At 73.2% G+C, this 20,478-nt stretch carries 21 protein-coding genes; 13 read left to right on the top strand and 8 right to left on the bottom strand.

From position 1 onward, the window contains the following. Positions 1-110: 110 nt before the first annotated feature. Positions 111-1,709: a cation acetate symporter gene (locus OG844_RS09335; protein WP_406389409.1), complete on the top strand. Its 1,599-nt coding sequence runs from the start codon at positions 111-113 to the stop codon at positions 1,707-1,709. A gap of 75 nt (positions 1,710-1,784) precedes the next feature. Here OG844_RS09335 and OG844_RS09330 read toward each other — a convergent pair whose 3' ends face one another. Next, a complete protein-coding gene (locus tag OG844_RS09330) occupies positions 1,785-2,417 on the bottom strand; it encodes a TIGR03085 family metal-binding protein (RefSeq protein ID WP_406389408.1) in 633 nt (210 codons plus the stop codon). An 85-nt stretch (positions 2,418-2,502) separates the two neighbouring features. On the opposite strand from OG844_RS09330, the gene hisI reads away from it, so the two are divergent. The 11 genes from hisI to lgt all read left to right on the top strand — a co-directional run bounded on the left by hisI (position 2,503) and on the right by lgt (position 11,294). Further along, on the top strand, positions 2,503-2,883 hold the full coding sequence (hisI, locus tag OG844_RS09325; protein ID WP_351170796.1) for a phosphoribosyl-AMP cyclohydrolase: 381 nt from the start codon (positions 2,503-2,505) through the stop codon (positions 2,881-2,883). Positions 2,884-2,894: 11 nt separating this feature from the next. Beyond that, positions 2,895-4,388, top strand: a complete 1,494-nt coding sequence (locus OG844_RS09320; protein WP_406389407.1) for an anthranilate synthase component I — start codon at positions 2,895-2,897, stop codon at positions 4,386-4,388. Between the two features lie 14 nt (positions 4,389-4,402). Next, on the top strand, positions 4,403-5,062 hold the full coding sequence (locus OG844_RS09315) for a TIGR02234 family membrane protein (RefSeq protein ID WP_406389406.1): 660 nt from the start codon (positions 4,403-4,405) through the stop codon (positions 5,060-5,062). 94 nt (positions 5,063-5,156) lie between these two features. Further along, positions 5,157-5,408: an HGxxPAAW family protein gene (locus OG844_RS09310; protein WP_406389405.1), complete on the top strand. Its 252-nt coding sequence runs from the start codon at positions 5,157-5,159 to the stop codon at positions 5,406-5,408. Positions 5,409-5,490: 82 nt separating this feature from the next. After that, positions 5,491-6,006: a DUF2752 domain-containing protein gene (locus OG844_RS09305; protein ID WP_406389403.1), complete on the top strand. Its 516-nt coding sequence runs from the start codon at positions 5,491-5,493 to the stop codon at positions 6,004-6,006. A 116-nt stretch (positions 6,007-6,122) separates the two neighbouring features. Continuing rightward, entirely contained in the window at positions 6,123-6,932 is an 810-nt protein-coding gene (gene trpC / locus OG844_RS09300; RefSeq protein ID WP_329212096.1) for an indole-3-glycerol phosphate synthase TrpC, read from the top strand. A gap of 8 nt (positions 6,933-6,940) precedes the next feature. Then, positions 6,941-7,153, top strand: coding sequence for a tryptophan biosynthesis modulator TrpM (gene trpM, locus OG844_RS09295; protein ID WP_406389401.1), 213 nt, complete (start codon positions 6,941-6,943; stop codon positions 7,151-7,153). Positions 7,154-7,292: 139 nt separating this feature from the next. Next, the gene (gene trpB / locus OG844_RS09290) at positions 7,293-8,531 is read left to right on the top strand and encodes a tryptophan synthase subunit beta (RefSeq protein ID WP_406389400.1); all 1,239 of its coding nucleotides are present in this window, start codon (positions 7,293-7,295) and stop codon (positions 8,529-8,531) included. Next, complete coding sequence (gene trpA, locus OG844_RS09285) at positions 8,528-9,343, top strand: tryptophan synthase subunit alpha (protein WP_406389399.1); 816 nt, start codon at positions 8,528-8,530, stop codon at positions 9,341-9,343. The genes trpB and trpA overlap by 4 nt, the downstream gene beginning before the upstream one ends. A gap of 72 nt (positions 9,344-9,415) precedes the next feature. Then, entirely contained in the window at positions 9,416-10,249 is an 834-nt protein-coding gene (locus OG844_RS09280) for a thioredoxin domain-containing protein (protein ID WP_406389397.1), read from the top strand. A gap of 76 nt (positions 10,250-10,325) precedes the next feature. Continuing rightward, positions 10,326-11,294, top strand: a complete 969-nt coding sequence (lgt, locus tag OG844_RS09275; protein ID WP_406389396.1) for a prolipoprotein diacylglyceryl transferase — start codon at positions 10,326-10,328, stop codon at positions 11,292-11,294. A gap of 85 nt (positions 11,295-11,379) precedes the next feature. Here the strand turns inward: lgt and OG844_RS09270 are convergent, their stop codons facing one another. From OG844_RS09270 to OG844_RS09240, 7 genes are read right to left on the bottom strand one after another with little or no spacing between them, the layout of a single operon-like run. Continuing rightward, positions 11,380-12,201 carry an HpcH/HpaI aldolase/citrate lyase family protein gene (locus OG844_RS09270; RefSeq protein WP_406389395.1) on the bottom strand — a complete coding sequence of 274 codons (822 nt, stop codon included), beginning with the start codon at positions 12,199-12,201 and terminating at the stop codon, positions 11,380-11,382. Next, a complete protein-coding gene (locus tag OG844_RS09265) occupies positions 12,198-13,394 on the bottom strand; it encodes a CaiB/BaiF CoA transferase family protein (RefSeq protein ID WP_406389394.1) in 1,197 nt (398 codons plus the stop codon). Before OG844_RS09265 ends, OG844_RS09270 begins: the two co-directional genes overlap by 4 nt. Beyond that, positions 13,391-14,275 (bottom strand): ribokinase, encoded by an 885-nt coding sequence (rbsK, locus tag OG844_RS09260; RefSeq protein WP_406389393.1) that lies wholly within the window; start codon positions 14,273-14,275, stop codon positions 13,391-13,393. The genes OG844_RS09265 and rbsK overlap by 4 nt, the downstream gene beginning before the upstream one ends. After that, positions 14,272-15,639 carry an ADP-ribosylglycohydrolase family protein gene (locus OG844_RS09255; protein ID WP_406389392.1) on the bottom strand — a complete coding sequence of 456 codons (1,368 nt, stop codon included), beginning with the start codon at positions 15,637-15,639 and terminating at the stop codon, positions 14,272-14,274. The genes rbsK and OG844_RS09255 overlap by 4 nt, the downstream gene beginning before the upstream one ends. Next, complete coding sequence (locus tag OG844_RS09250; RefSeq protein WP_406389391.1) at positions 15,636-16,829, bottom strand: ADP-ribosylglycohydrolase family protein; 1,194 nt, start codon at positions 16,827-16,829, stop codon at positions 15,636-15,638. Before OG844_RS09250 ends, OG844_RS09255 begins: the two co-directional genes overlap by 4 nt. Beyond that, entirely contained in the window at positions 16,765-18,243 is a 1,479-nt protein-coding gene (locus OG844_RS09245; protein ID WP_406389390.1) for an ADP-ribosylglycohydrolase family protein, read from the bottom strand. The genes OG844_RS09250 and OG844_RS09245 overlap by 65 nt, the downstream gene beginning before the upstream one ends. After that, entirely contained in the window at positions 18,240-19,460 is a 1,221-nt protein-coding gene (locus OG844_RS09240; protein WP_406389389.1) for an ADP-ribosylglycohydrolase family protein, read from the bottom strand. The genes OG844_RS09245 and OG844_RS09240 overlap by 4 nt, the downstream gene beginning before the upstream one ends. A 255-nt stretch (positions 19,461-19,715) precedes the next feature. Here OG844_RS09240 and OG844_RS09235 point away from each other — a divergent pair, with 255 nt between their 5' ends. Then, on the top strand, positions 19,716-20,450 hold the full coding sequence (locus tag OG844_RS09235) for a VIT1/CCC1 transporter family protein (protein ID WP_406389388.1): 735 nt from the start codon (positions 19,716-19,718) through the stop codon (positions 20,448-20,450). Positions 20,451-20,478: the final 28 nt, after the last annotated feature.

Genomic DNA, 20,478 nt, shown 5'->3' with positions numbered 1-20,478 from the left:
CGGGCGCCGCGCCCCGAACCCGGCGCCTGTCCCGCACCCGCCGCACCTGGTGCCCTGGTGCGCATGTCATCAGTCGCCCCTTTCGAGGCCCTCCCGACGGAGCCACCGCGGTGAGCGGCGCCGTCGACGCCCGGTCCCTGGCCGTGGTCATCTTCCTCGCGTTCGTCGCCGTGTCCCTGCTGCTCTGCGGACTCGCCGCAGCGGACCAGGACGACCCCGAGCACTTCTACGCGGGCGGCGGAGCCTCGCTCGGCCCCGTCGGCGGAGGGCTCGCCATCGCCGGGGACTACGTCAGCGCCGCCACGCTGCTCTCCACCACCGGATCCGTCGCGCTCGCCGGCTTCGACGGTGTGCTCTTCGCCCTGGCGACCGTCGCGTCGCTGGTCCTCGTCATGCGGGTCCTCGCCGAACGCCTGCGCCGAAAGGGTGTGTTCACCCTCGGCGACTTCCTCGCCGACCAGCTCGGCGACGGCTCCGTACGCCGGGCCCTGGGCGTCGCCACCCTCGTCGTACTCGCCCCGCTCCTGCTGGTTCAGCTGACCACCGCCGGACACGTCATGACGGCGATGTTCGGGCTCCCCGAAGGAGCGCTCACCGGCTGCACGGTCGCCAGCGGTGCGCTGATGGTGTGCTACTCCGCCTTCGGCGGCATGCGCGGCACCGGCTACATCCAGATCCTCAAGGTCGCCGTCGTACTGGCCGCAGTCACCCTGCTGGCGGGGCTGGTGCTCGCCCGGTTCGGCTGGTCACCGTTCGCGCTCTTCGACGCGGCCCAGGAAGGCAGCAAGGCGGGCGGCGCCTACGCGCGCCCAGGACTCCAGTTCGGCCACGGGCTCGCCGGCAGCCTCGACCTGATCGGCTTTCAGTTCACCCTCGTCCTCGGCGCGGCCTGCATGCCGCACATCATGATGCGGCTTCACCCGCTGCGCGACGGCTGGACCGCGCGCCGCGCGGGTGTCTGGGCCGTGGCCCCGGTCGCCGTCCTGTGCACCGGGATCGTCGTCGTCGGGCTCGGGGCCTCCGCCCTGCTGGGCCGGGACACCCTGCGCGCCGCCGACCCGGCCGGAGGCACCGCCCTGCTGATGGTGACCGGAGTGCTGGACCCGGGCGCCAGCGGGCCGCGCGACAGCCCGCTGTTCGCCCTCGTCGCCTGCGCCGCCTTCGCCACCACCCTGGCCGCCGTGGCCGGCATCACCCTGGCCGCCGCCTCGACCCTCGCCCGCGACTTCGCGGCGAAGGGCGCCCAGGGCGCCGGAAAGGCCTCCGACAGGGAGATCCGCAGGGCACGCCTGGCGGTGCTCGCGATCGGCTCGCTCGCCGTCCTCCTCTCGGCGTACACCCACGACCGCAACCCCCAGGTGCTGCTCTCGCTCTCGTTCGCCGCAGCGGCCTCGATCCTGCCGCCCGTCCTGCTGTACGCGCTCTTCCGCCCCGGATTCAACGCACGGGGGGTGCGCTGGACCGTGTACGGAACACTTCCGCTGATCGTCGGCCTGATGGTCCTGTCACCCGCGTTCTCCGGCACACCCATCGCGCTGTTCCCCGCATGGGACTTCCACGTGTTCCCGCTCCAGACACCGGGCCTGATCACGATCCCCGCCGGATTCCTCCTCGGCCTGCTGGGATCCAGGCCACGGCCGGACACCCCGCGGGAAGGCCCCCGGCACGGGGCCCGCTGGGTACCCGTACAGGCGGGACGTGACGCCTGACCGGCCGGTGAAAGCCTGTCTCTCCTCAGGCCGGATCAGGGAGCGGGGTCCGGCCTGATCCGGACGAGAGAGGCGCTACAGCCCCAGCTCCGCCGTGTGCAACCGGGCGAGCGCGTCCTTGTCGCCCTCCAGCTCCACCCGCGCGGCGTCCTGCCGGCCCGCGGCGAACAGCAGCAGCTCACCCGGCTCCCCGGTGACCGTCACCACCGGGGTGCCCTTGTGGGCCACCACCGTCTGACCGTCCGGGCGGCGCAGGACCAGACCCACCGGGGCCCTGCGGCCCAGCATCCGGGCCGACTTCTCGGTGCGTGACCACAGCACATCGGCGAAGACCGGGTCCAGGGTCCGCTGCGACCAGTCGGGCTGGGCCCGGCGCACGTCCTCCGCGTGGATGTAGAACTCGACCGTGTTGGCCGCCTCGTCCAACTGCTTCAGCCCGAAGGGTGACATCCGCGGCGGACCCGTACGGATGAGCTGGATCAGTTCCTCGTACGGCTTCCCGGCGAATTCGGCCTGCACCCGCTCCAGCCGGTTCTTCAGCGCACCCAGAACGATCCCGCCCGCCGCGTCCGCGCGGCGCTCACGTACCACCACATGGGCGGCCAGGTCCCGGGTCTTCCAGCCGTTGCACAGGGTCATAGCTTCGGGGCCCGCCGCTTCCAACAGGTCGGCGAGCAGAAGACGTTCACGCTTCGCATGGGTCGACATGCCCGCCAGCGTACGACCGACGCCCATGGTCCGCCCAGTGGACGCACACCCGGACGGCCGTCCCCGGCGCGGCACAATGGGGCGCATGACCAGCACGCCCGGCACCACCCCCGCCAGCAACCTCGACCCGGCCGTCGCGGCCCGCCTCAAGCGCGGACCCGACGGACTGGTCCCGGCCATCGCCCAGCAGTACGACACCGGCGAGGTGCTCATGCTCGGCTGGATGGACGACGAGGCGCTGCACCGCACCCTCACCACGGGCCGCTGCACCTACTGGTCCCGCAGCCGCCAGGAGTACTGGGTCAAGGGCGACACCTCCGGCCACATCCAGCAGGTCCGCTCCGTCGCCCTGGACTGCGACGCCGACACCGTCCTGGTGAAGGTCGACCAGACCGGTGCCGCCTGCCACACCGGTGACCGCACCTGCTTCGACGCGGACGTCCTTCCGCTCGCCCCGTCCCAGTAAGGTCAGCCGCCATGGATCTCGAGACCTTCCGCAAGCTCGCCGTCGACCGGCGCGTCATTCCCGTCAGCCGTCGGCTCCTCGCGGACGGTGACACCCCGGTCGGGCTCTACCGCAAGCTCGCGGACGAGCGCACCGGCACGTTCCTCCTCGAATCCGCGGAGAACGGCCGCACCTGGTCCCGGTACTCCTTCATCGGAGTGCGCAGCGCCGCCACCCTCACCACCCTGGACGGCCGGGCCCACTGGCTCGGCACGCCGCCCGTCGGCGTCCCCGTCGACGGCGACCCGCTGCAGGCCCTGCGCGCCACCGTCGAGACCCTGCACACCCCTCGCGACCTGGTCGGCGACGACGGCCTGCCGCCGTTCACCGGCGGCATGGTCGGCTATCTCGGGTACGACATCGTGCGCCGGCTGGAGAAGATCACCGAGCACGGCGGCGACGACCTGAAACTCCCCGAGCTGACGATGCTCCTCACCTCGGACCTCGCCGTGCTCGACCACGGGGACGGCACGGTCCTCCTGATCGCCAACGCCATCAACCACAACGACCTGGACACGGGGGTCGACGAGGCGTACGCGGACGCCGTCGCCCGGCTCGACGCCATGGAGCGGGACCTGTCCAGGCCGGTGGAGAACGCCCCCGCCGCCCTGCCGCCCTCCGAGCTCCCGCCGTACACCGCGCTGTGGGGCGGCCCCGCCTACCAGGACGCCGTCGACGACATCAAGGAACGCATCAGGGCAGGCGAGGCCTTCCAGGTCGTGCCCTCCCAGCGCTTCGAGACGCCCTGCACGGCAAGCGCCCTGGACGTCTACCGGGTCCTGCGCGCCACCAACCCGTCGCCGTACATGTACCTCCTGCGCTTCGACGGCTTCGACGTCGTCGGCTCCAGCCCGGAAGCGCTCGTCAAGGTCGAGGACGGCCGGGCCATGGTCCACCCCATCGCCGGGACCAGGCACCGCGGCGCCACCCCGCAGGAGGACCAGGCACTCGCCGACGAGCTCCTCGCCGACCCGAAGGAACGCGCCGAGCACCTCATGCTCGTCGACCTCGGCCGCAACGACCTGGGGCGGGTCTGTGAACCCGGCAGCGTCGAGGTCGTCGACTTCATGTCCGTCGAGCGGTACTCGCACGTGATGCACATCGTCTCCACCGTCACCGGACGCGTCGCCGAGGGCCACAAGGCCTTCGACGTCCTCACCGCGTGCTTTCCCGCGGGCACCCTCTCCGGCGCGCCCAAGCCGCGCGCCATGCAGATCATCGAGGAGCTCGAACCGACCCGCCGGGGGCTGTACGGCGGCTGCGTCGGCTACCTCGACTTCGCGGGTGACTCCGACACCGCCATCGCCATCCGGACGGCCCTGCTCCGCGACGGCACCGCGTACGTCCAGGCGGGAGCGGGCGTCGTCGCCGACTCCGACCCGGTCGGCGAGGACACCGAGTGCCGCAACAAGGCCGCAGCGGTGCTCCGCGCCGTGCATACGGCGAACCGGCTCCGGTCCCACTGAGGCGGTAAGGGATAGTGGGGTACGTGAGTGCTGTCCCCGTACCCCAGCCCCGTGCCCGTGCCGCCTCCGCGCCCGACAGCGCAGGCAGCCGCCGCAGCCTGGGCGCCGGCCTGCTCCTCGGGGCCGCCGGCGCCACCGTCGTCCTCCTCGCCTCAGGGCAGAAATGGGCCGAGGGCACGGCAGCCGTCGGAGGCGGAACCCTGCCCCTGACCGCGGACGGCCAGGACGTCACAGGCCTCCCGGCGGCCCTGGCCGTCGTCGGCCTGGCCGCCCTGGTAGCCGTCTTCGCCGTCCGGGGCGGCGGCCGGACGATCGTCGCCGGACTGCTGGCACTCAGCGGTCTCGGCGCCGGCCTGAGCTCCTACGCGGGCGCCTCCGACAGTGCAGCCCTCGACGAGAAGGCCGCCCGCACCACCGGCAACACCTCGGCCACCATCGACGCGCTCAGCCACACCGCCTGGCCGTACGTCACGGCCGCCGGCGGCCTGCTGATCCTGCTCGCCGGACTGCTCGCCCTGCGGTACGGCAGCCGGTGGCCCGCCATGTCGGGGCGGTACGAGCGCGACGGCACCCCGCGCCCCCGCAAGGCCGCTCCCGCAGCCCCGGATCCCGACCGGCCCGAGGACCTGTGGAAGGCCCTGGACCGCGGCGAGGACCCGACGCGCGAGGCATGACCCCCCGGCTCCGGTCCACCCGCACGTACGGGACAATGGCAGCGAGCTTTCTGCACAGCGATACCTTCAGCGCAACACCAACGAGGAGCAACTCATGGCGGGCAGCAGCCACGGACACACCCCGGCCGCCTGGACCGGTGTCATCATCGCCTTCATCGGCTTCTGCATCGCAGGCCTCTTCATGGTCGCGGCGAACCCGCTCGGCTTCTGGGCCGGACTCGCCGTCATCGCCGTCGGCGGACTCGTCGGTCTCGCCATGAAGGCCGCGGGCCTCGGCATGCCGAAGGAGTCGGCGGAGCTGGCGGCGGCCAGGGCCCGTGCGGGAGAGGCCCAGACCACCTCCTGACCGCACACCGGTGCACAGACACGACGCGAGGCGCAGCCCGGACCGGGCTGCGCCTCTCCGTACGAGCGGGGACAATCAGCGCGTGGACGCCTCAGCTTCTCCCGCCGCCCCGGACCCGGCCCCCGTACCGGGCACCCCCGGACCGCCGCACCCCCGCCCTGCCGCGGCCGGACCCGTGCTCCCCCCTGCCGCCGCGCCGGTGACACGGCTCAGGAGGCTCGCCGCCCCGGCCGGTGCGATGGCGGTCGTCGTCGGCGCCTTCGGCTACGTGGCCACGGTCGATCCCAACGAACCGGGCCACTACCCGGTCTGCCCCATGCTCCGCTTCACCGGAGTGTTCTGCCCCGGCTGCGGCGGGCTGCGCAGTGCCCACGCCTTCGCCCACGGCGACATCGCCGCAGCCCTCGGCTCAAATGCCCTGGCCGTCGTCGGCTACGCCGTCTTCGCCGTGGTCTGGCTGCTCTGGATGGTCCGCGCGAGCCGGGGCGAGCCGCTTCGGATCTCACTCTCCCCCGCCTACCTGTGGGGGGCCGGCGCGGTGCTGCTGATCTTCTCCGTCGTCCGGAATATGCCGTTCGGGTCAGGCTTGGCACCCTGAATGCCCAGGTAGTGGGACGTACCGCCGCCGGATGCGAGCCCATCGCCCTCCTGCGGATACCATCGAGATGGCTGATCCTGTTCCCTCATACACCGTTCCGGAAGGGGGCCGCTCGCGTGAGTGTGCTCGACGAGATCATCGATGGCGTTCGCGCCGACCTCGCAGAGCGGCAGGCGCGCGTCAGCCTCGACGAGCTCAAGGAACGCGCAGCCCGCGCTCCTCGGGCCAAGGACGGAGTCGCCGCCCTGCGAGGCGAGGGCGTGACCGTCATCTGCGAGGTCAAGCGCTCCAGCCCTTCCAAGGGGGCCCTTGCCGCAATCGCCGACCCCGCCGCGCTCGCCGCGGACTACGAGGCCGGCGGCGCGTCCGTCATCTCGGTCCTCACCGAGGAGCGCCGCTTCGGCGGCTCCCTCGCAGACCTGGAGGCCGTCCGCGCCAAGGTGGACATCCCGATCCTGCGCAAGGACTTCATCGTCACCTCGTACCAGCTGTGGGAGGCACGCGCCTACGGCGCCGACCTCGCCCTGCTGATCGTCGCCGCCCTCGACCAGGAGGCCCTCGTCTCCCTGATCGAGCGCGCCGAGTCGATCGGCCTGACGCCGCTCGTCGAGGCGCACGACGAGGAGGAGGCGGAGCGTGCCGTGGACGCCGGAGCGAAGATCATCGGTGTCAACGCGCGCAATCTGAAGGACCTCAAGGTCGACCGCTCCACCTTCGAGCGCGTCGCCCCCGAGATCCCCGACCACATCGTCAAGGTCGCCGAGTCCGGCGTCCGGGGCCCGCACGACCTCATCGCCTACGCCAACGCGGGCGCCGATTCGGTGCTCGTCGGAGAGTCCCTGGTCACCGGCCGGGACCCGCGGTCCGCGGTCGCCGACCTGGTCGCCGCGGGCGCCCACCCGGCCCTCCGGCACGGACGGGGCTGACCCGCACCGTGCCCGACTGTCCCGCGCCCCGCGTCCGGCCGGGCCTGCGCCCCGCCGGGGCGACGGCCCGGGACCCCCACGCGCCCCTGGCCCGCGGCTGCAGGCCGCGGGGCTGCCGCGCCCCCGCCCGCCGGGTGCACGGCCGCCGCGTCCGGTACGTGATCGGCGACGAACCGGGACAGGTCAACGGCATGCGATGGCGCACGGGGTCCGCGCCGTAGCGAGCCCCGGCCGTCGCACTCCTCCCCCCACGGGGAGGTCCGCACGCCCTACCGCACCGACCGCTCGACGGCCGGCGCGGTGCTCCGCCCACGGCGCATACGGTGAACCCACCCGTTGCAACGTCGAGGAGCACGTCGCATGTCGTCCGACTTCTTCATTCCGGACCCCGAGGGTCTGATTCCCAGCGCCGAGGGGTACTTCGGTGCGTTCGGTGGCAAGTTCATCCCGGAGGCGCTCGTCGCCGCCGTGGACGAGGTGGCCGTCGAGTACGACAAGGCCAAGGCCGATCCCGCCTTCGCCGCCGAGCTCAACGAGCTCATGGTCAACTACACGGGCAGGCCCAGCGCGCTGACCGAGGTCCCGCGCTTCGCCGAGCACGCCGGCGGCGCCCGGGTCTTCCTCAAGCGGGAGGACCTGAACCACACCGGCTCACACAAGATCAACAACGTGCTGGGCCAGGCGCTGCTCACCAAGCGGATGGGCAAGACGCGTGTGATCGCGGAGACCGGCGCCGGTCAGCACGGTGTCGCGACCGCGACCGCGTGCGCCCTCTTCGGCCTCGAGTGCACCATCTACATGGGCGAGATCGACACACAGCGCCAGGCGCTGAACGTGGCCCGGATGCGGATGCTCGGCGCCGAGGTCATCGCCGTGAAGTCCGGCTCCAGGACCCTCAAGGACGCCATCAACGAGGCCTTCCGCGACTGGGTCGCCAACGTCGACCGCACGCACTACCTCTTCGGCACGGTCGCCGGTCCGCACCCCTTCCCGGCGATGGTCCGCGACTTCCACCGGGTCATCGGCGTCGAAGCCCGCCGCCAGATCCTGGAGCGGGCCGGCCGGCTGCCCGACGCGGCCGTCGCCTGCGTCGGCGGCGGCTCCAACGCCATCGGCCTCTTCCACGCCTTCATCCCGGACGACAGCGTCCGGCTGATCGGCTGCGAGCCCGCCGGACACGGCGTCGAGACCGGCGAGCACGCCGCGACCCTGACCGCGGGTGAGCCGGGAATCCTGCACGGCTCACGCAGTTACGTCCTCCAGGACGACGAAGGCCAGATCACCGAGCCCTACTCGATCTCGGCCGGCCTCGACTACCCGGGCATCGGCCCCGAGCACGCCTACCTCAAGGACGTCGGCCGCGGCGAGTACCGCGCGGTGACGGACGACGCAGCCATGCAGGCGCTGCGCCTCCTCTCCCGCACCGAGGGAATCATCCCGGCCATCGAGAGCGCGCACGCGCTGGCCGGCGCGCTGGAGGTCGGGCAGGAACTCGGCAAGGACGGGCTGATCCTGATCAACCTGTCCGGCCGGGGCGACAAGGACATGGACACGGCCGCACGGTACTTCGGCCTGTACGACTCCGAGGGGGAGAAGTGAGCGGCAACCGAGAGCTTCTCGATTCGGCACTGGCCAGGGCGGCATCCGAGGACAGGGCCGCACTCATCGCGTACCTGCCCGGCGGCTTCCCGACGGTCGACGGCGGCATCGAGGCGGTCAAGGCCGTCGTCGCGGGCGGCGCCGACATCGTCGAGGTGGGCCTCCCGCACAGCGACCCGGTGCTCGACGGGCCGGTCATCCAGACCGCCGACGACATCGCGCTGAAGGGCGGCGTCAAGATCGCCGACATCATGCGCACGGTCCGTGAGGCCTACGAGGCCACCGGCGTCCCGATCCTCGTCATGACGTACTGGAACCCCATCGACCGGTACGGCGTGGACCGCTTCACCGCCGAACTCGCCGCGGCCGGCGGAGCCGGGTGCATCCTGCCCGACCTGCCGGTCCAGGAGTCCGGACTGTGGCGCGAGCACGCCGAGAAGCACGGCCTCGCCACCGTCTTCGTCGTCGCGCCGAGCAGCAAGGACGCCCGCCTCGCCACGATCACGGCAGCGGGCTCGGGCTTCGTGTACGCCTCCTCGCTCATGGGGGTCACCGGCACCCGTGAATCGGTCGGCGAGCAGGCCCAGGAGCTGGTGCGCCGCACCCGCGCCACCACGGACCTGCCGGTCTGCGTCGGGATCGGGGTCTCCACCCGCGAGCACGCCGAACAGGTCGCCGGCTTCGCCGACGGCGTGATCGTCGGCTCGGCCTTCGTCAAGAGGATGCTGGACGCCCCCGACGCGGCAGCAGGACTCGCGGCCGTCCGCGCACTGGCCGGCGAGCTGGCCGAAGGTGTTCGAAAGCGCCGATAGTGATCGTCACCCGTACGGGTGGACATGGGACCGGGGAGGCGCTCACGTGCCTCCCCGGTTCGTTTGCGCGGTGTGAGCGACAAGAACCATGAGCCGAAGAGAGCCGCACGCGAGCGGCTCGTACAGCAGCGTGAGCTGGACCGGGCGCGGGAGCGCCGCAGGCGCACGCTGATCGTCGCGACCGCCGTGGTGGGCGTCCTGGCGCTGGCCGCCGTGATCGGCCTGATCGCCGCCAACGCGGGAAAGAACGACACGGACAGCGAGGCCGGACCCGCGGTCACGCCGTCCGGGGCGACGGGCAAGGACGGTCTGGCCCTCCAGGTCGGGGCGGACGACGCGCCGTCCACGCTCACGATCTGGGAGGACTTCCGCTGCCCCGTCTGCGCCCAGTTCGAGGAAGCCTTCCGGGGCACGATCGCGGAGCTCGCCGACAGCGGCCAGATCAAGGTGGAGTACCACCTGGCCACGATCATCGACGGCAACCTCGGCGGCAGCGGATCACTGCGGGCCGCCAACGCCGCGGCCTGCGCCCAGGACGTCGGCAAGTTCGCCCCGTACCACGACGTGCTCTACCGCAATCAGCCGCCGGAGACCGACGACGCCTTCGGCGAGAACAGCAAGCTGATCGAGCTCGCCGGCACCGTGGACGGACTGGACACGCCCGCCTTCCGCAGCTGCGTGGAGGACGGCACGCACGACAGCTGGGTCGAGAAGTCGAACACCGCCTTCGGTAAGGGCGGGTTCCAGGGGACTCCCACCGCGCTGCTCAACGGTGAGTCGATCTTCCCCAAGAAAGGAACCGAGGAGATCTCCGTGGCGAATCTCAAGAAGTGGGTGGCGGAGGCCAACAAGGGCAAGGAACCGGGCACGGTCGGGGCGACGCCCTCGGGCTCGAAGCCGTCCTGAGGGCCCGGCCCGTTACCCAGAAGTTGCCGGACGGCTTGCCTCACGTCCCGTCCGGCAAGGTAGCGTCGACCCCGTCATGAACCTTGCCTTCATTCCCAGCCCGTCGACCGGCGTGATCGAGCTCGGCCCGATCCCGCTCCGCGGCTACGCGTTCTGCATCATCATCGGTGTCTTCGTCGCCGTCTGGTTCGGCAACAAGCGCTGGATCGCCCGCGGCGGGCGAGCCGGCACCGTTGCCGACATCGCCGTCTGGGCCGTGCCCTTCGGCCTCGTCGGCGGCAGGCTCTACCACGTCGTCACCGACTACCAGCTGTACTTCAGCGACGGTGAGAACTGGGTCGACGCCTTCAAGATCTGGGAAGGCGGCCTCGGCATCTGGGGCGCGATCGCGCTCGGCGCCGTCGGCGCCTGGATCGGCTGCCGCCGCCGCGGGATCCCGCTGCCCGCCTGGGCCGACGCGCTCGCACCCGGTATCGCCCTCGCCCAGGCGATCGGCCGCTGGGGCAACTGGTTCAACCAGGAGCTGTACGGCAAGCAGACGGACCTGCCGTGGGCGGTGAAGATCAGCGAAGGCCCCAACCGGGTGGCGGACACCTACCACCCGACCTTCCTGTACGAGTCGCTCTGGTGCATCGGTGTCGCACTCCTGGTCGTCTGGGCGGACCGCCGGTTCAAGCTCGGACACGGACGGGCGTTCGCGCTGTACGTGGCGGCCTACTGCACGGGCCGTGCCTGGATCGAGTACATGCGCGTCGACGAGGCCCACCACGTGCTGGGACTGCGGCTCAACGTGTGGACCGCGATCATCGTCTTCGTCCTCGCGGTGACGTACTTCGTGATCTCGGCGAAGCTGCGCCCCGGACGCGAGGAGATCGTCGAACCCGCCGCGGTGGACCTGTCGAAGGACAGCGGCAAGGACAGCGGGTCGGCAGACTCCGCCGAGGGCGCAGACAGCCCCGAGGCCGCCGACCCGTCGGACGCCGCCGACGCGCAGGCGAAGGAGCCCGAGGGCGACGACGCCCCGCAGACGGCCGACAAGAGCTGACGCACCCGGAACCACCCGAAGGGGCCGCCGGACCACACAGGTCCGGCGGCCCCTTCGCGTACCCCGGCACCCGGGCCGAACGGGCTCACGCCACGCGTCCCGCCAGCGCCAGAGTCCTCCGCGCGGTCGCCACCACCGCCGCGTCGACGAACCTCCCGTCCGGCAGGGCCATCGCCCCCGCCTGTGCCCGTGACGCCTCCACGATCTGCTCCGCCGCCTCGACCTCCCGCGACGTCGGCCGGAACGCCCGCTCGATGACGGGCAGCTGCCGGGGATGGATCGCCGCACGCCCGAGCAGTCCCAGGCCCCGCCCGTGGGCACAGGACGACCGCAGCCCGGACAGGTCCTTGACGTCCGTGAACACCGACATGGCGGGCGGATCGAGCCCCGCCGCCCGTGCGGCGACCACGAGACGGCTGCGCGGCCAGTCGAGCCCCGCATCGTCCCGCACTCCCAGGTCGGCCTTGAGATCCGCCTCGCCCAGTGCCACACCCCGCACGTCGTGATGGGCGCTGGCGATCGAGTACGCGTGCTCGATGGCCATGGCCGACTCCAGCAGCGGGTACAGCGCGACCCCCGGTGCCAGCGCCGCGACATGGTGCACCGAAGCCGCATGGGTGATCTTGGGGAGCCGCATCCCGGACAGGCCCGGAAGCCCTGCCAGAGCCTTGACGTCATCCTCGCCGTGGACCCGGACATGGACCGCTACGGCCGACGCGTCGGCCGTAGCGGGATCGGTGAGGAGCTCCGCGGTCGCCGCCCGCGCGTACTCCTTGCGGTCCGGCGCGACCGCGTCCTCCAGATCGACGATCACCACGTGCGCACCCGAGCCGAGCGCCTTGCGGACCACCTCCGGGCGGTCCCCGGGCACGTACAGCCAGGTCAGCGCCACCGCCCTGGTGCTCACAGCGCCCCCTCGTCCCGCAGGGCCGCGATGCTCGGGGCCGACAGGCCGAGCCCCTCCAGGATCTCGTCCGTGTCCGCGCCGTGCGGCCGACCGGCCCAGCGGATCTCCCCGGGCGTCTCCGAGAGCCGGAACAGGACGTTCTGCATCCGCAGCGGCCCCAGCTCGGGGTCGTCGACCTCGGTGATCGTGCCCAGCGCCCGGTACTGCGGATCCTCCATCACGTCCCGTACGTCCTGGATCGGAGCGATCGCGGCCTCCGCCTTCTCGAACGCCGACACGGCCTCCTCCCGAGTGCGCCGGGCGATCCAGTGGCCGACCGCCTCGTCGAGTTCGTCGGCGTGCTCGGCGCGCGTGGTCCCGGCGGCGAACCACGGTTCGTCGATCAGGTCCGGGCGTCCCACCAGCCGCATCACGCGCTCGGCGACCGACTGGGCCGAGGTCGAGACGGCGACCCAGTGGCCGTCGGAGGTCCGGTAGGTGTTGCGCGGGGCGTTGTTGCGGGAGCGGTTTCCCGTACGCGGCTGGACGTAGCCCAGCTGGTCGTACCAGAGCGGCTGCGGCCCCAGGACGGTCAGGATCGGCTCGATGATCGCCATGTCGACCACCTGCCCCGCCCCGGTGCGGTCGCGCCCGGCCAGGGCCGTCATCACCGCGTACGCCGTGGCGAGCGCCGCGATCGAGTCGGCGAGCCCGAACGGCGGCAGGGTCGGCGGCCCGTCCGGCTCACCGGTCACGGCGGCGAAGCCGCTCATCGCCTCCGCGAGCGTGCCGAAGCCGGGCCGGTGCGCGTACGGGCCGAACTGGCCGAAGCCGGTGACCCGGGCCAGTACCAGCCGCGGATTGACGGCGCGCAGTTCCTCCCAGCCCAGGCCCCAGCGCTCCAGTGTCCCCGGCCGGAAGTTCTCGATGATCACGTCGGTGTCCGCCGCCAGCCGCAGCAGCACATCCCGGCCGCCCGGGCTGGACAGGTCGAGCGTCAGGGTGCGCTTGTTGCGGCCGAGCAGTTTCCACCACAGGCCCACCCCGTCCTTCGCGGGACCGTGCCCGCGCGAAGGGTCGGGCCTGCGCGGATGCTCGACCTTGATGACCTCGGCGCCGAAGTCGCCGAGCATCGTGGCCGCGAGCGGTCCCGCGAACAGGGTGGCGATGTCCAGGACCCGCAGGCCGACCAGAGGTGCGGTCGTCGTACTCATGCGGCATCGATCTCGCTGCGGTAGGGCATGGACGTGGAGGCACCGGGTCTCTGTACGCAGAGCGCCGCGGCCGAGGACGCCCAGGCCAGCGCCTCGGGGACGGCCCTGCCCTCGCCGAGCGCCACGGCCAGCGTCCCGACGAACGTGTCACCCGCGCCTGTCGTGTCGACGGCGGTCACCTCGGGCGCCGGGAACAGGACGGCTTCGCTTCCCCTCGCCGCGTACAGGCACCCCTTCCGGCCGAGCGTGATCACCACCTCAGGGACCTGCCTGAGCAGGACCTCCGCGGCCGCGTGCGGTTCGTCGCACCCGGACAGCGCCGCCGCCTCGTGCTCATTGGGGATCAGCAGGTCGACGGCGTCCAGGAGTTCGGACGGCAGCAGCTGTACGGGGGAGGGGGTGAGGATCGTCCGTACCCCCCGGGCCTTCGCGGCCCGCGCGGCCTCGGTCACCGCGGAGAGCGGGAGTTCCAGCTGGAGGAGCAGCAGACCCGCGGCGGCGATGGCGGCGTGCTCGCCCGGGCCGAGCGCGGTGACGGTGCCGTTGGCGCCGGGGATCACCACGATCGCGTTCGCCCCCTCGTCGTCGACGACGATGTGGGCGGTGCCGCTGGGACCGGCGGCGGTGTGCAGCAGGTCCGTGTCCACGCCCGCGTGCTCCAGATTCGTCCGCAGCCGCGAGCCGAACTCGTCGGTCCCCACCGCGCCGATCATCACCACCTCGCCGCCGGCGCGGGCCGCTGCGACGGCCTGATTGGCCCCTTTGCCGCCGGGCACGGTCCGCAGCTCCCGCCCGGTGACGGTCTCCCCGAGCGCGGGCGCCCGGGCGACGTAGGTGACTAGGTCCATGTTGGTGCTGCCGAGCACCGCGATCGCTGTCATGGGCGGCATACCTCCTGGTGGGTCAGTTCGGCGAGGGTGTCGAAGCCGATGGAGTCGAAACCGGGGACGGACGTGGCGAGCCGGTTCTTCAGCGGGGCGGTCCAGTGGTCGGGCAGCGCGGCCGGCCGGCCGGCCAGCAGCCCCGCGAGCGAACCGGCCGTCGCACCGTTGGAGTCGGTGTCCCAGCCGCCGGACACGGCGCAGCCGATGGATCGGCCGAAGTCACCGTCGGCGTGGGTGAGCGCTGCGGCGAGCACCGCGGCGTTGGGCAGGACGTGCACCCAGTGGTGGGTCGCCCCGTAGGCGGCGTGGAGCCGGTCCACGACCGTGTCGAAGTCCGGTTCGGCACGGGCGCTCGCGATCCCGAGGCGCACCGCGTGCGCGTACCGGGAACGGGGCGGCACCACGCGCAGTCCCGCCGCGAGACACCCGTGCACATCCGTCTCGCCGCCGGCCGCCTCGGCGAGTGCGGCCGCGGTGAACATGGCCCCGTACACCCCGTTGGCCGTGTGGGTGAGCACCGCGTCCCGGTGTGCCTGCTCGGCGGCGGCGGCCGGGTCGGCCGGGTGCGTCCAGCCGTGCACATCGGCCCGGATCCGGGCGCCGATCCACTCGCGGAAGGGATTGCGGTAACGGGCGGTCTCCGGCGGCTCGATGCCGTCGAGGAGATTGCGGTACGCGACGCGCTCCGCGGTGAAGAGCCGGCCGGCCGGGAGCGCGTCGAGCCAGAGCCGGGCGAGGTCGGCCGTGCTGAAGGCGCGTCCGTGGCGCTGGAGCAACAGCACGGTGAGCAGAGGGTGATTGAGGTCGTCGTCCTCCGGCATCCCGTCGATGTTCTCGGCGAGGGAGGTGCCGGCCGAACGGCGGTTCCAGGGGTAGGCGGCGGTCAGTTCGCCGGACAGGCCACGGGCCGTGAACCAGGTGCCGAGCGGCCAGTTGCCGGTGGCCTGCGCGAGGGAGCGGATGCCGGCGAGGGGCAGCTTCTCCACGGGCTTGCCGAGCAGGCAGCCCGCGGCCCGGCCCAGCCAGGCCGCGTGCAGCCGCTCGGGCCCGAGAGCGACGGGCCGGGTGAGGGGGGCCGGCCAGCGGGGGCAGGCATCCCGGATCGCCGCCAGGTCTGTCGGCTCGACTTCCGACAGCGGGCTCTCCAGCAGGGCGAGTTCGTCGAGCAGCCGGGCGGCCAGGGCGCGCATCCGGGGTGCCGGGGGATGCTTCGAGACGCCCGCGCGCTCCGGGGCGGGGGCGCCGCCGGCCCCGTACCAGCGCTCCTCGATGTCCCGGGCGTCCCGGCCGTCCTGTGCCGCCTGCCGCAGCTCGTGACCGACCAGGTCCTCGGGCTGAACCCACGTCAGCCGTACGGTCATCGCGGGCCGGCCAGCGTCGCGAACGCCGTCTCGTGGGCCCGGCGGCGCGCCGTGTCCCGTACGAACATCTCGCGGGCCACCTCCGTCAGGACCCGTGCCGGGGCGTGCAGATCGAGGCGGCTGGCGTCGGCGACGGTTTTCACCCAGGCGGCGGGGATGGCCCGCTCGCCGTGGAGCGCGCCCGCGATCGCGCCGCTCATCGTCGCGATCGAGTCGCAGTCCCGGCCGTAGTTGACCGAACCGAGCACCGTGCGGCGGTAGTCGCCCCCGCCCACGAGCAGCATGCCGAGCGCGACCGGAAGCTCCTCGATGGAGTGCAGCCGGGAGGGCCGCCGGGCACCGAGCGAGGGGGCGCGGTATTCGGGGCCCACCGTGTCGAAGGGGGCCACGGCCTCGCGCAGGGGCACCAGCGCGGACTCGAAGTCGCTGTACCCGGTGGCCACGTCGCACACCGCCTCGATCGCCGCCCGCGTCCCGTCCTTGGCCAGGGCCAGACAGGTTCCGACGACGGAGGAGGGCGTGGCGTCCGGGGTGCAGGCGGCCGCGACCGCGGCGGCGAGGACGCCGGCCGCCTCCCGTCCGTACGAGGACTGGTGCGCCCCCGCGACATCCAGCGCCTCCGCGTACGCGGCCTCGGGGTGGGCGGCGTTCACCAGGCCGACCGGCGCCATGTACATCGCCGCCCCGCAGTTCACGATGTTCCCCGAGCCCGCCTCGCGCGGGTCGGCGTGGCCGTAGTGCAGCCGCGTGACGATCCACTTCTCCGCGAGGAAGATCCGCTGCAGCGGCAGCGCCTCCGCCTCCAGCTCCGGGATCCAGCGGGGACGGGACATCAGATCCGGTACGAGGTGGTCCGCGACGGCGTACGCGTCCAGGTGGTCGCGCACCGTGCCGTAGACCCGCACCAGCGCATGCGTCATCAGGGTGTCGTCGGTGACGTGCCCGTCGCCCTTGTGGTACGGGGCGATGGGGCGCGCGGTGCGCCATTCGTCGCCGTGCCAAGGGCCGACGACGCCGTTCACCCGGCCGCCGTGGCGCTCGGCGATCTGCTCCGGGGTCCAGCCCTCGACGGGGCCGCCGAGCGCGTCACCGACGGCGGCGCCGACGAGTGCGCCGGTGATCCGTTCATCCAGGGTGAGCGTCGTGGTGGTCGTATCTGCCGAGAACGGTTCGGGTGTTTTGAGTGTCATTCCGGGATTGTCCACCCGTGGTGGCCGGTTCCGTGGCTGCCAGCAGCCCGGCGAGTTCGATGAGATCGGTGCCGGCGAGGCGGGGCAGCGCACACCCCGCGAGCGTGCGGCAGGCCTCGCGCCAGCCCGCGGGGATCGTGCCGGTCCCGCCCAGTGCCCCGGTCAGCGCCCCGGCGAGGGCGGGCGCGGAGTCGGCGACCCGGGACAGGCAGGCGGCCGCGGGCACCGCCTGGGCGATCTCGCCCCGGGCCGCGGTCGCCAGGGCGAGGGCGACCGGCACGGTCTCGGCCGCGGCGATCCCGTAGCTGTAGACGTGGTCGACGATCTGGTGCTCCAGAACGGGGACCAGGGCGAAAGCGCCCGCAGCCTCGTCGGCGAACTCCCGGGCCAGGCGCACGGCGTGGACGGCGTTGCGGGCGATCTCGGTTCCCTCGGGCAGCTGTTCCAGCGCGGCGTTCACCGCGGTGTCGACGTCCGCCCCCGCGAGCGCCTCGGCGATCGCGGCGGCGATGGCACGGGCACCGTGCACCCCGTCGCCGTCCTGCGTGAACCGGGCGTCGAACTCGGCGAGCCCGGCCGCCGCAGTGGGATCGCCCGGGTGCACGACCGCGAGGACGGCGGCCCTGACGCAGGCCGCGTCGTCGAAGTAGTGCGGGTTGTCGTGCCCGGTGGCGGGCGGGCGCAGCCCGGCGGCGAGGTTGCCGAGGCCGGCCCGTACGGAGATGCGGGCCCGGAGCGGAAGAACGGCGGACTCGACCTCCGGCGCCCGGGCACTCGCGGCGGCGACCTTCGCGGCCAGGGCGTTCCAGGACCGGTCGATCGCGTCCCGCATCCGGTGGCCGGGGGAGAGGCCGGGCGCGTGGTCGGCCGCGGCGGCCAGCACGGCCCGGGCGGCGAACGCGGCCCACTCGGCATCGTCGGACGGACCGAGCCTGAGGGGCTCGGGCGGCTGGTTGAGGGCGATGGGCACGGGCAGCGTCGTCGTCGCGTTCTGCTCGGCGAAGGTGTCCAGCTCCCGGGTGAGCCGCCGGGTCCACTCGGGCATCCGCGCCGCCCGGTGCCGCGCGGCGGGCCACCCGGCGGCGTCCCCGGCCGCCAGTCCGAGCAGCAGCCCCTCGATCCGGGCCTGCCGGCCGGGTGCGGTGCACACCCGCGGGCCCCTGGCCGACGGGCTGCCGGAGGAAGGACGGGCGGCCGGATCGGCCGCGATGCGGATGGCGACGCGGTGGGGGGCCGCGTCCGGCGGGGCCGCGTGGCCCGGACCCGCGGGCTCCGGGGCCGTCGGAGCAGCCGCGGCTCGGGGCGCGTGTCCCCGGTCGGCCGTGGGCGCGCCGGAGCGCCTGCCCGGCTCCGGGCGGGAAGAGGACTCCGGGGCGGGTGAGGCGCCCCCGGCGGCCCCGTGCGCGGCGGTCATCGGGTCGCTCCGTGGCCGGTGGCGGCGGGGGCCGCGGGCGTGGCCGCAGGTGCGGAACGCGCAGTGCCGGGCTCGTCCCGTGGAGGCGGTCCGGCCGGCTCGTACCAGGAGGGGGTGGGGCGATCCCGGGCCGGTGTGCCGCCCGCCGCCCCGGGCGGCGCACCCGGCGTGTCCTCCGTGTCGTCCGGGGTCAGCAGCTCCGCGATGTCCAGGACGTGGTACCCGCGCATCGACGGCAGGCAGCTGCCCCGCACCGGGCCGATCTTCGACGCCCACTCCTGGGGGATGGCGGACGCCCCGTGCAGGGCGCCAGCCAGCGCACCCGCCACCGCCGCCGTCGTATCGGCGTCCCGGCCCATGTTCACGGCCGTCAGCACCGCCGTACGGAAGTCGCCCCGCGCCGCGGTGAACGCGCCGAAGGCCAGCCCCACCGCCTCCGGTGCCAGGTCCGTCCACGGGTAGCCGCCGATCACCACCGCGGAGCGCACAGCGCGTTCCCTCGCCAGCCGGTCCGGGTAGGGGCGCTGTGCGGCCGTGACCGCGCGCCGCAGCGAACGGGCGGTCCAGGAGTCCATCGGTACGACCGAGAGCGCGGCGGCGATCACCGAGGCGAGCCCGGCCCCCACCATCGCGGCGGCCACCCCGGCCGCGACCGCCTGGCCGCCGTAGATGCCCTCCCCCTCATGGCTGACCCGGCCGTCGACCGCCACCAGCCGGGCAGCCTCGGTGGGCCGGCCGGCCGCGAACACGCCGAACGGTGCCGCCCGCATCGCGAGGCCGTCGCTCCAGGCATGCCGGTGCTGGGCGGAGATCGGGGCGGCGAGACCGCGCCGCAGGTTCTCCAGCGTGCCGCGCTCACTGAACCCCGCGCCGCGGAACGGACCCTCGTCGAGGTCGGCGATCCAGTGGTGCCAGGCACGCTCGACGTGCGGAACCGTCAGCGCCGAACCGTGTCTGGCCAGCAGCAGTCCCGAGAAGATCGCGTACTCGGTGTCGTCCGTTCCTGCCGGGTCGTCGCTGACGAAACCCTCGATCCGGCCCCACCGGCGTCGGATCTCGGACGGCCGCATGTTCTCCGCCGGGGCACCGAGAGCGTCGCCCACCGCGAGGCCCAGCAGCGCCCCCCTGGCCCGGTCACCCGTACCGCCGGGCGAACCGGGTTCCCCGGCACCCCGGCCCGCCGGCGGCTCCACCGGACTGCCTGCCCTCAGCTCCATCGCGTCGACCCTTCGCTCGCACAGGGCAGTTCACCGCCTGTGCGAACCGCCTGTGCGATCTGTCCCACGCCGAGACCCGCACGAGGCGGATCACCACCACAAAAGGGCCACACGGATGACGCCCCGGAGGAGGTCCCCGAGACAGGTAAGTACGGCCTTCCTTGCTGGCGGGAGCCCCTTTTCGTGCGTACTTTCGAGCTTGTTGAACGGGGGGCGGGACGTGTGGAGTCCGCTCCCGGAGAAAAGGGGAGAGCTGTGTCCATCATCGAGACCGACGCCGTCCTGCACGAGGCGCACCGGGACAACCACACCCACCGAGACGTGAACGGTGGCTGGCTGCGGCCCGCGGTCTTCGGAGCCATGGACGGCCTCGTCTCCAACCTCGCCCTCATGACGGGCGTCGCCGGAGGGGCGGTCTCCCAGCAGACCCTCGTCATCACGGGCCTGGCCGGTCTGGCCGCAGGCGCGTTCTCGATGGCGGCCGGCGAGTACACCTCCGTCGCCTCGCAGCGCGAGCTCGTCGAGGCGGAGCTCGACGTCGAGCGGCGGGAACTGCGTAAGCACCCCAAGGACGAGATGCGGGAGCTCGCCGGGCTGTACGAGTCCCGCGGCGTCGAGCCCGCGCTCGCCCGCGAGGTCGCCCGGCAGCTGTCGAGGGACCCCGAGCAGGCGCTGGAGATCCACGCCCGCGAGGAGCTCGGCATCGACCCCGGCGACCTGCCCTCGCCGCTCGTCGCGGCCGTCTCCTCCTTCGGCGCCTTCGCGCTGGGTGCCCTGCTGCCCGTGCTGCCGTTCCTGCTCGGCGCGACCGCGCTGTGGCCCGCCGTGCTCCTCGCCCTGCTCGGCCTGTTCGGCTGCGGCGCTGTGGTGGCCCGGGTGACGGCCCGTACCTGGTGGTTCAGCGGACTGCGCCAGCTCGTGCTCGGCGGAGCCGCCGCGGCGATCACGTACGTCCTCGGCACCCTGTTCGGCGTGGCCGTCGGCGGCTGACCGGCCGCAACGGTGCCCTGACGCGGTG

Source organism: Streptomyces sp. NBC_00887, assembly GCF_045207585.1.
The sequence above is the reverse complement of the archived record's forward strand: the minus strand, read 5'-3'. Positions and strand labels throughout refer to the sequence as shown.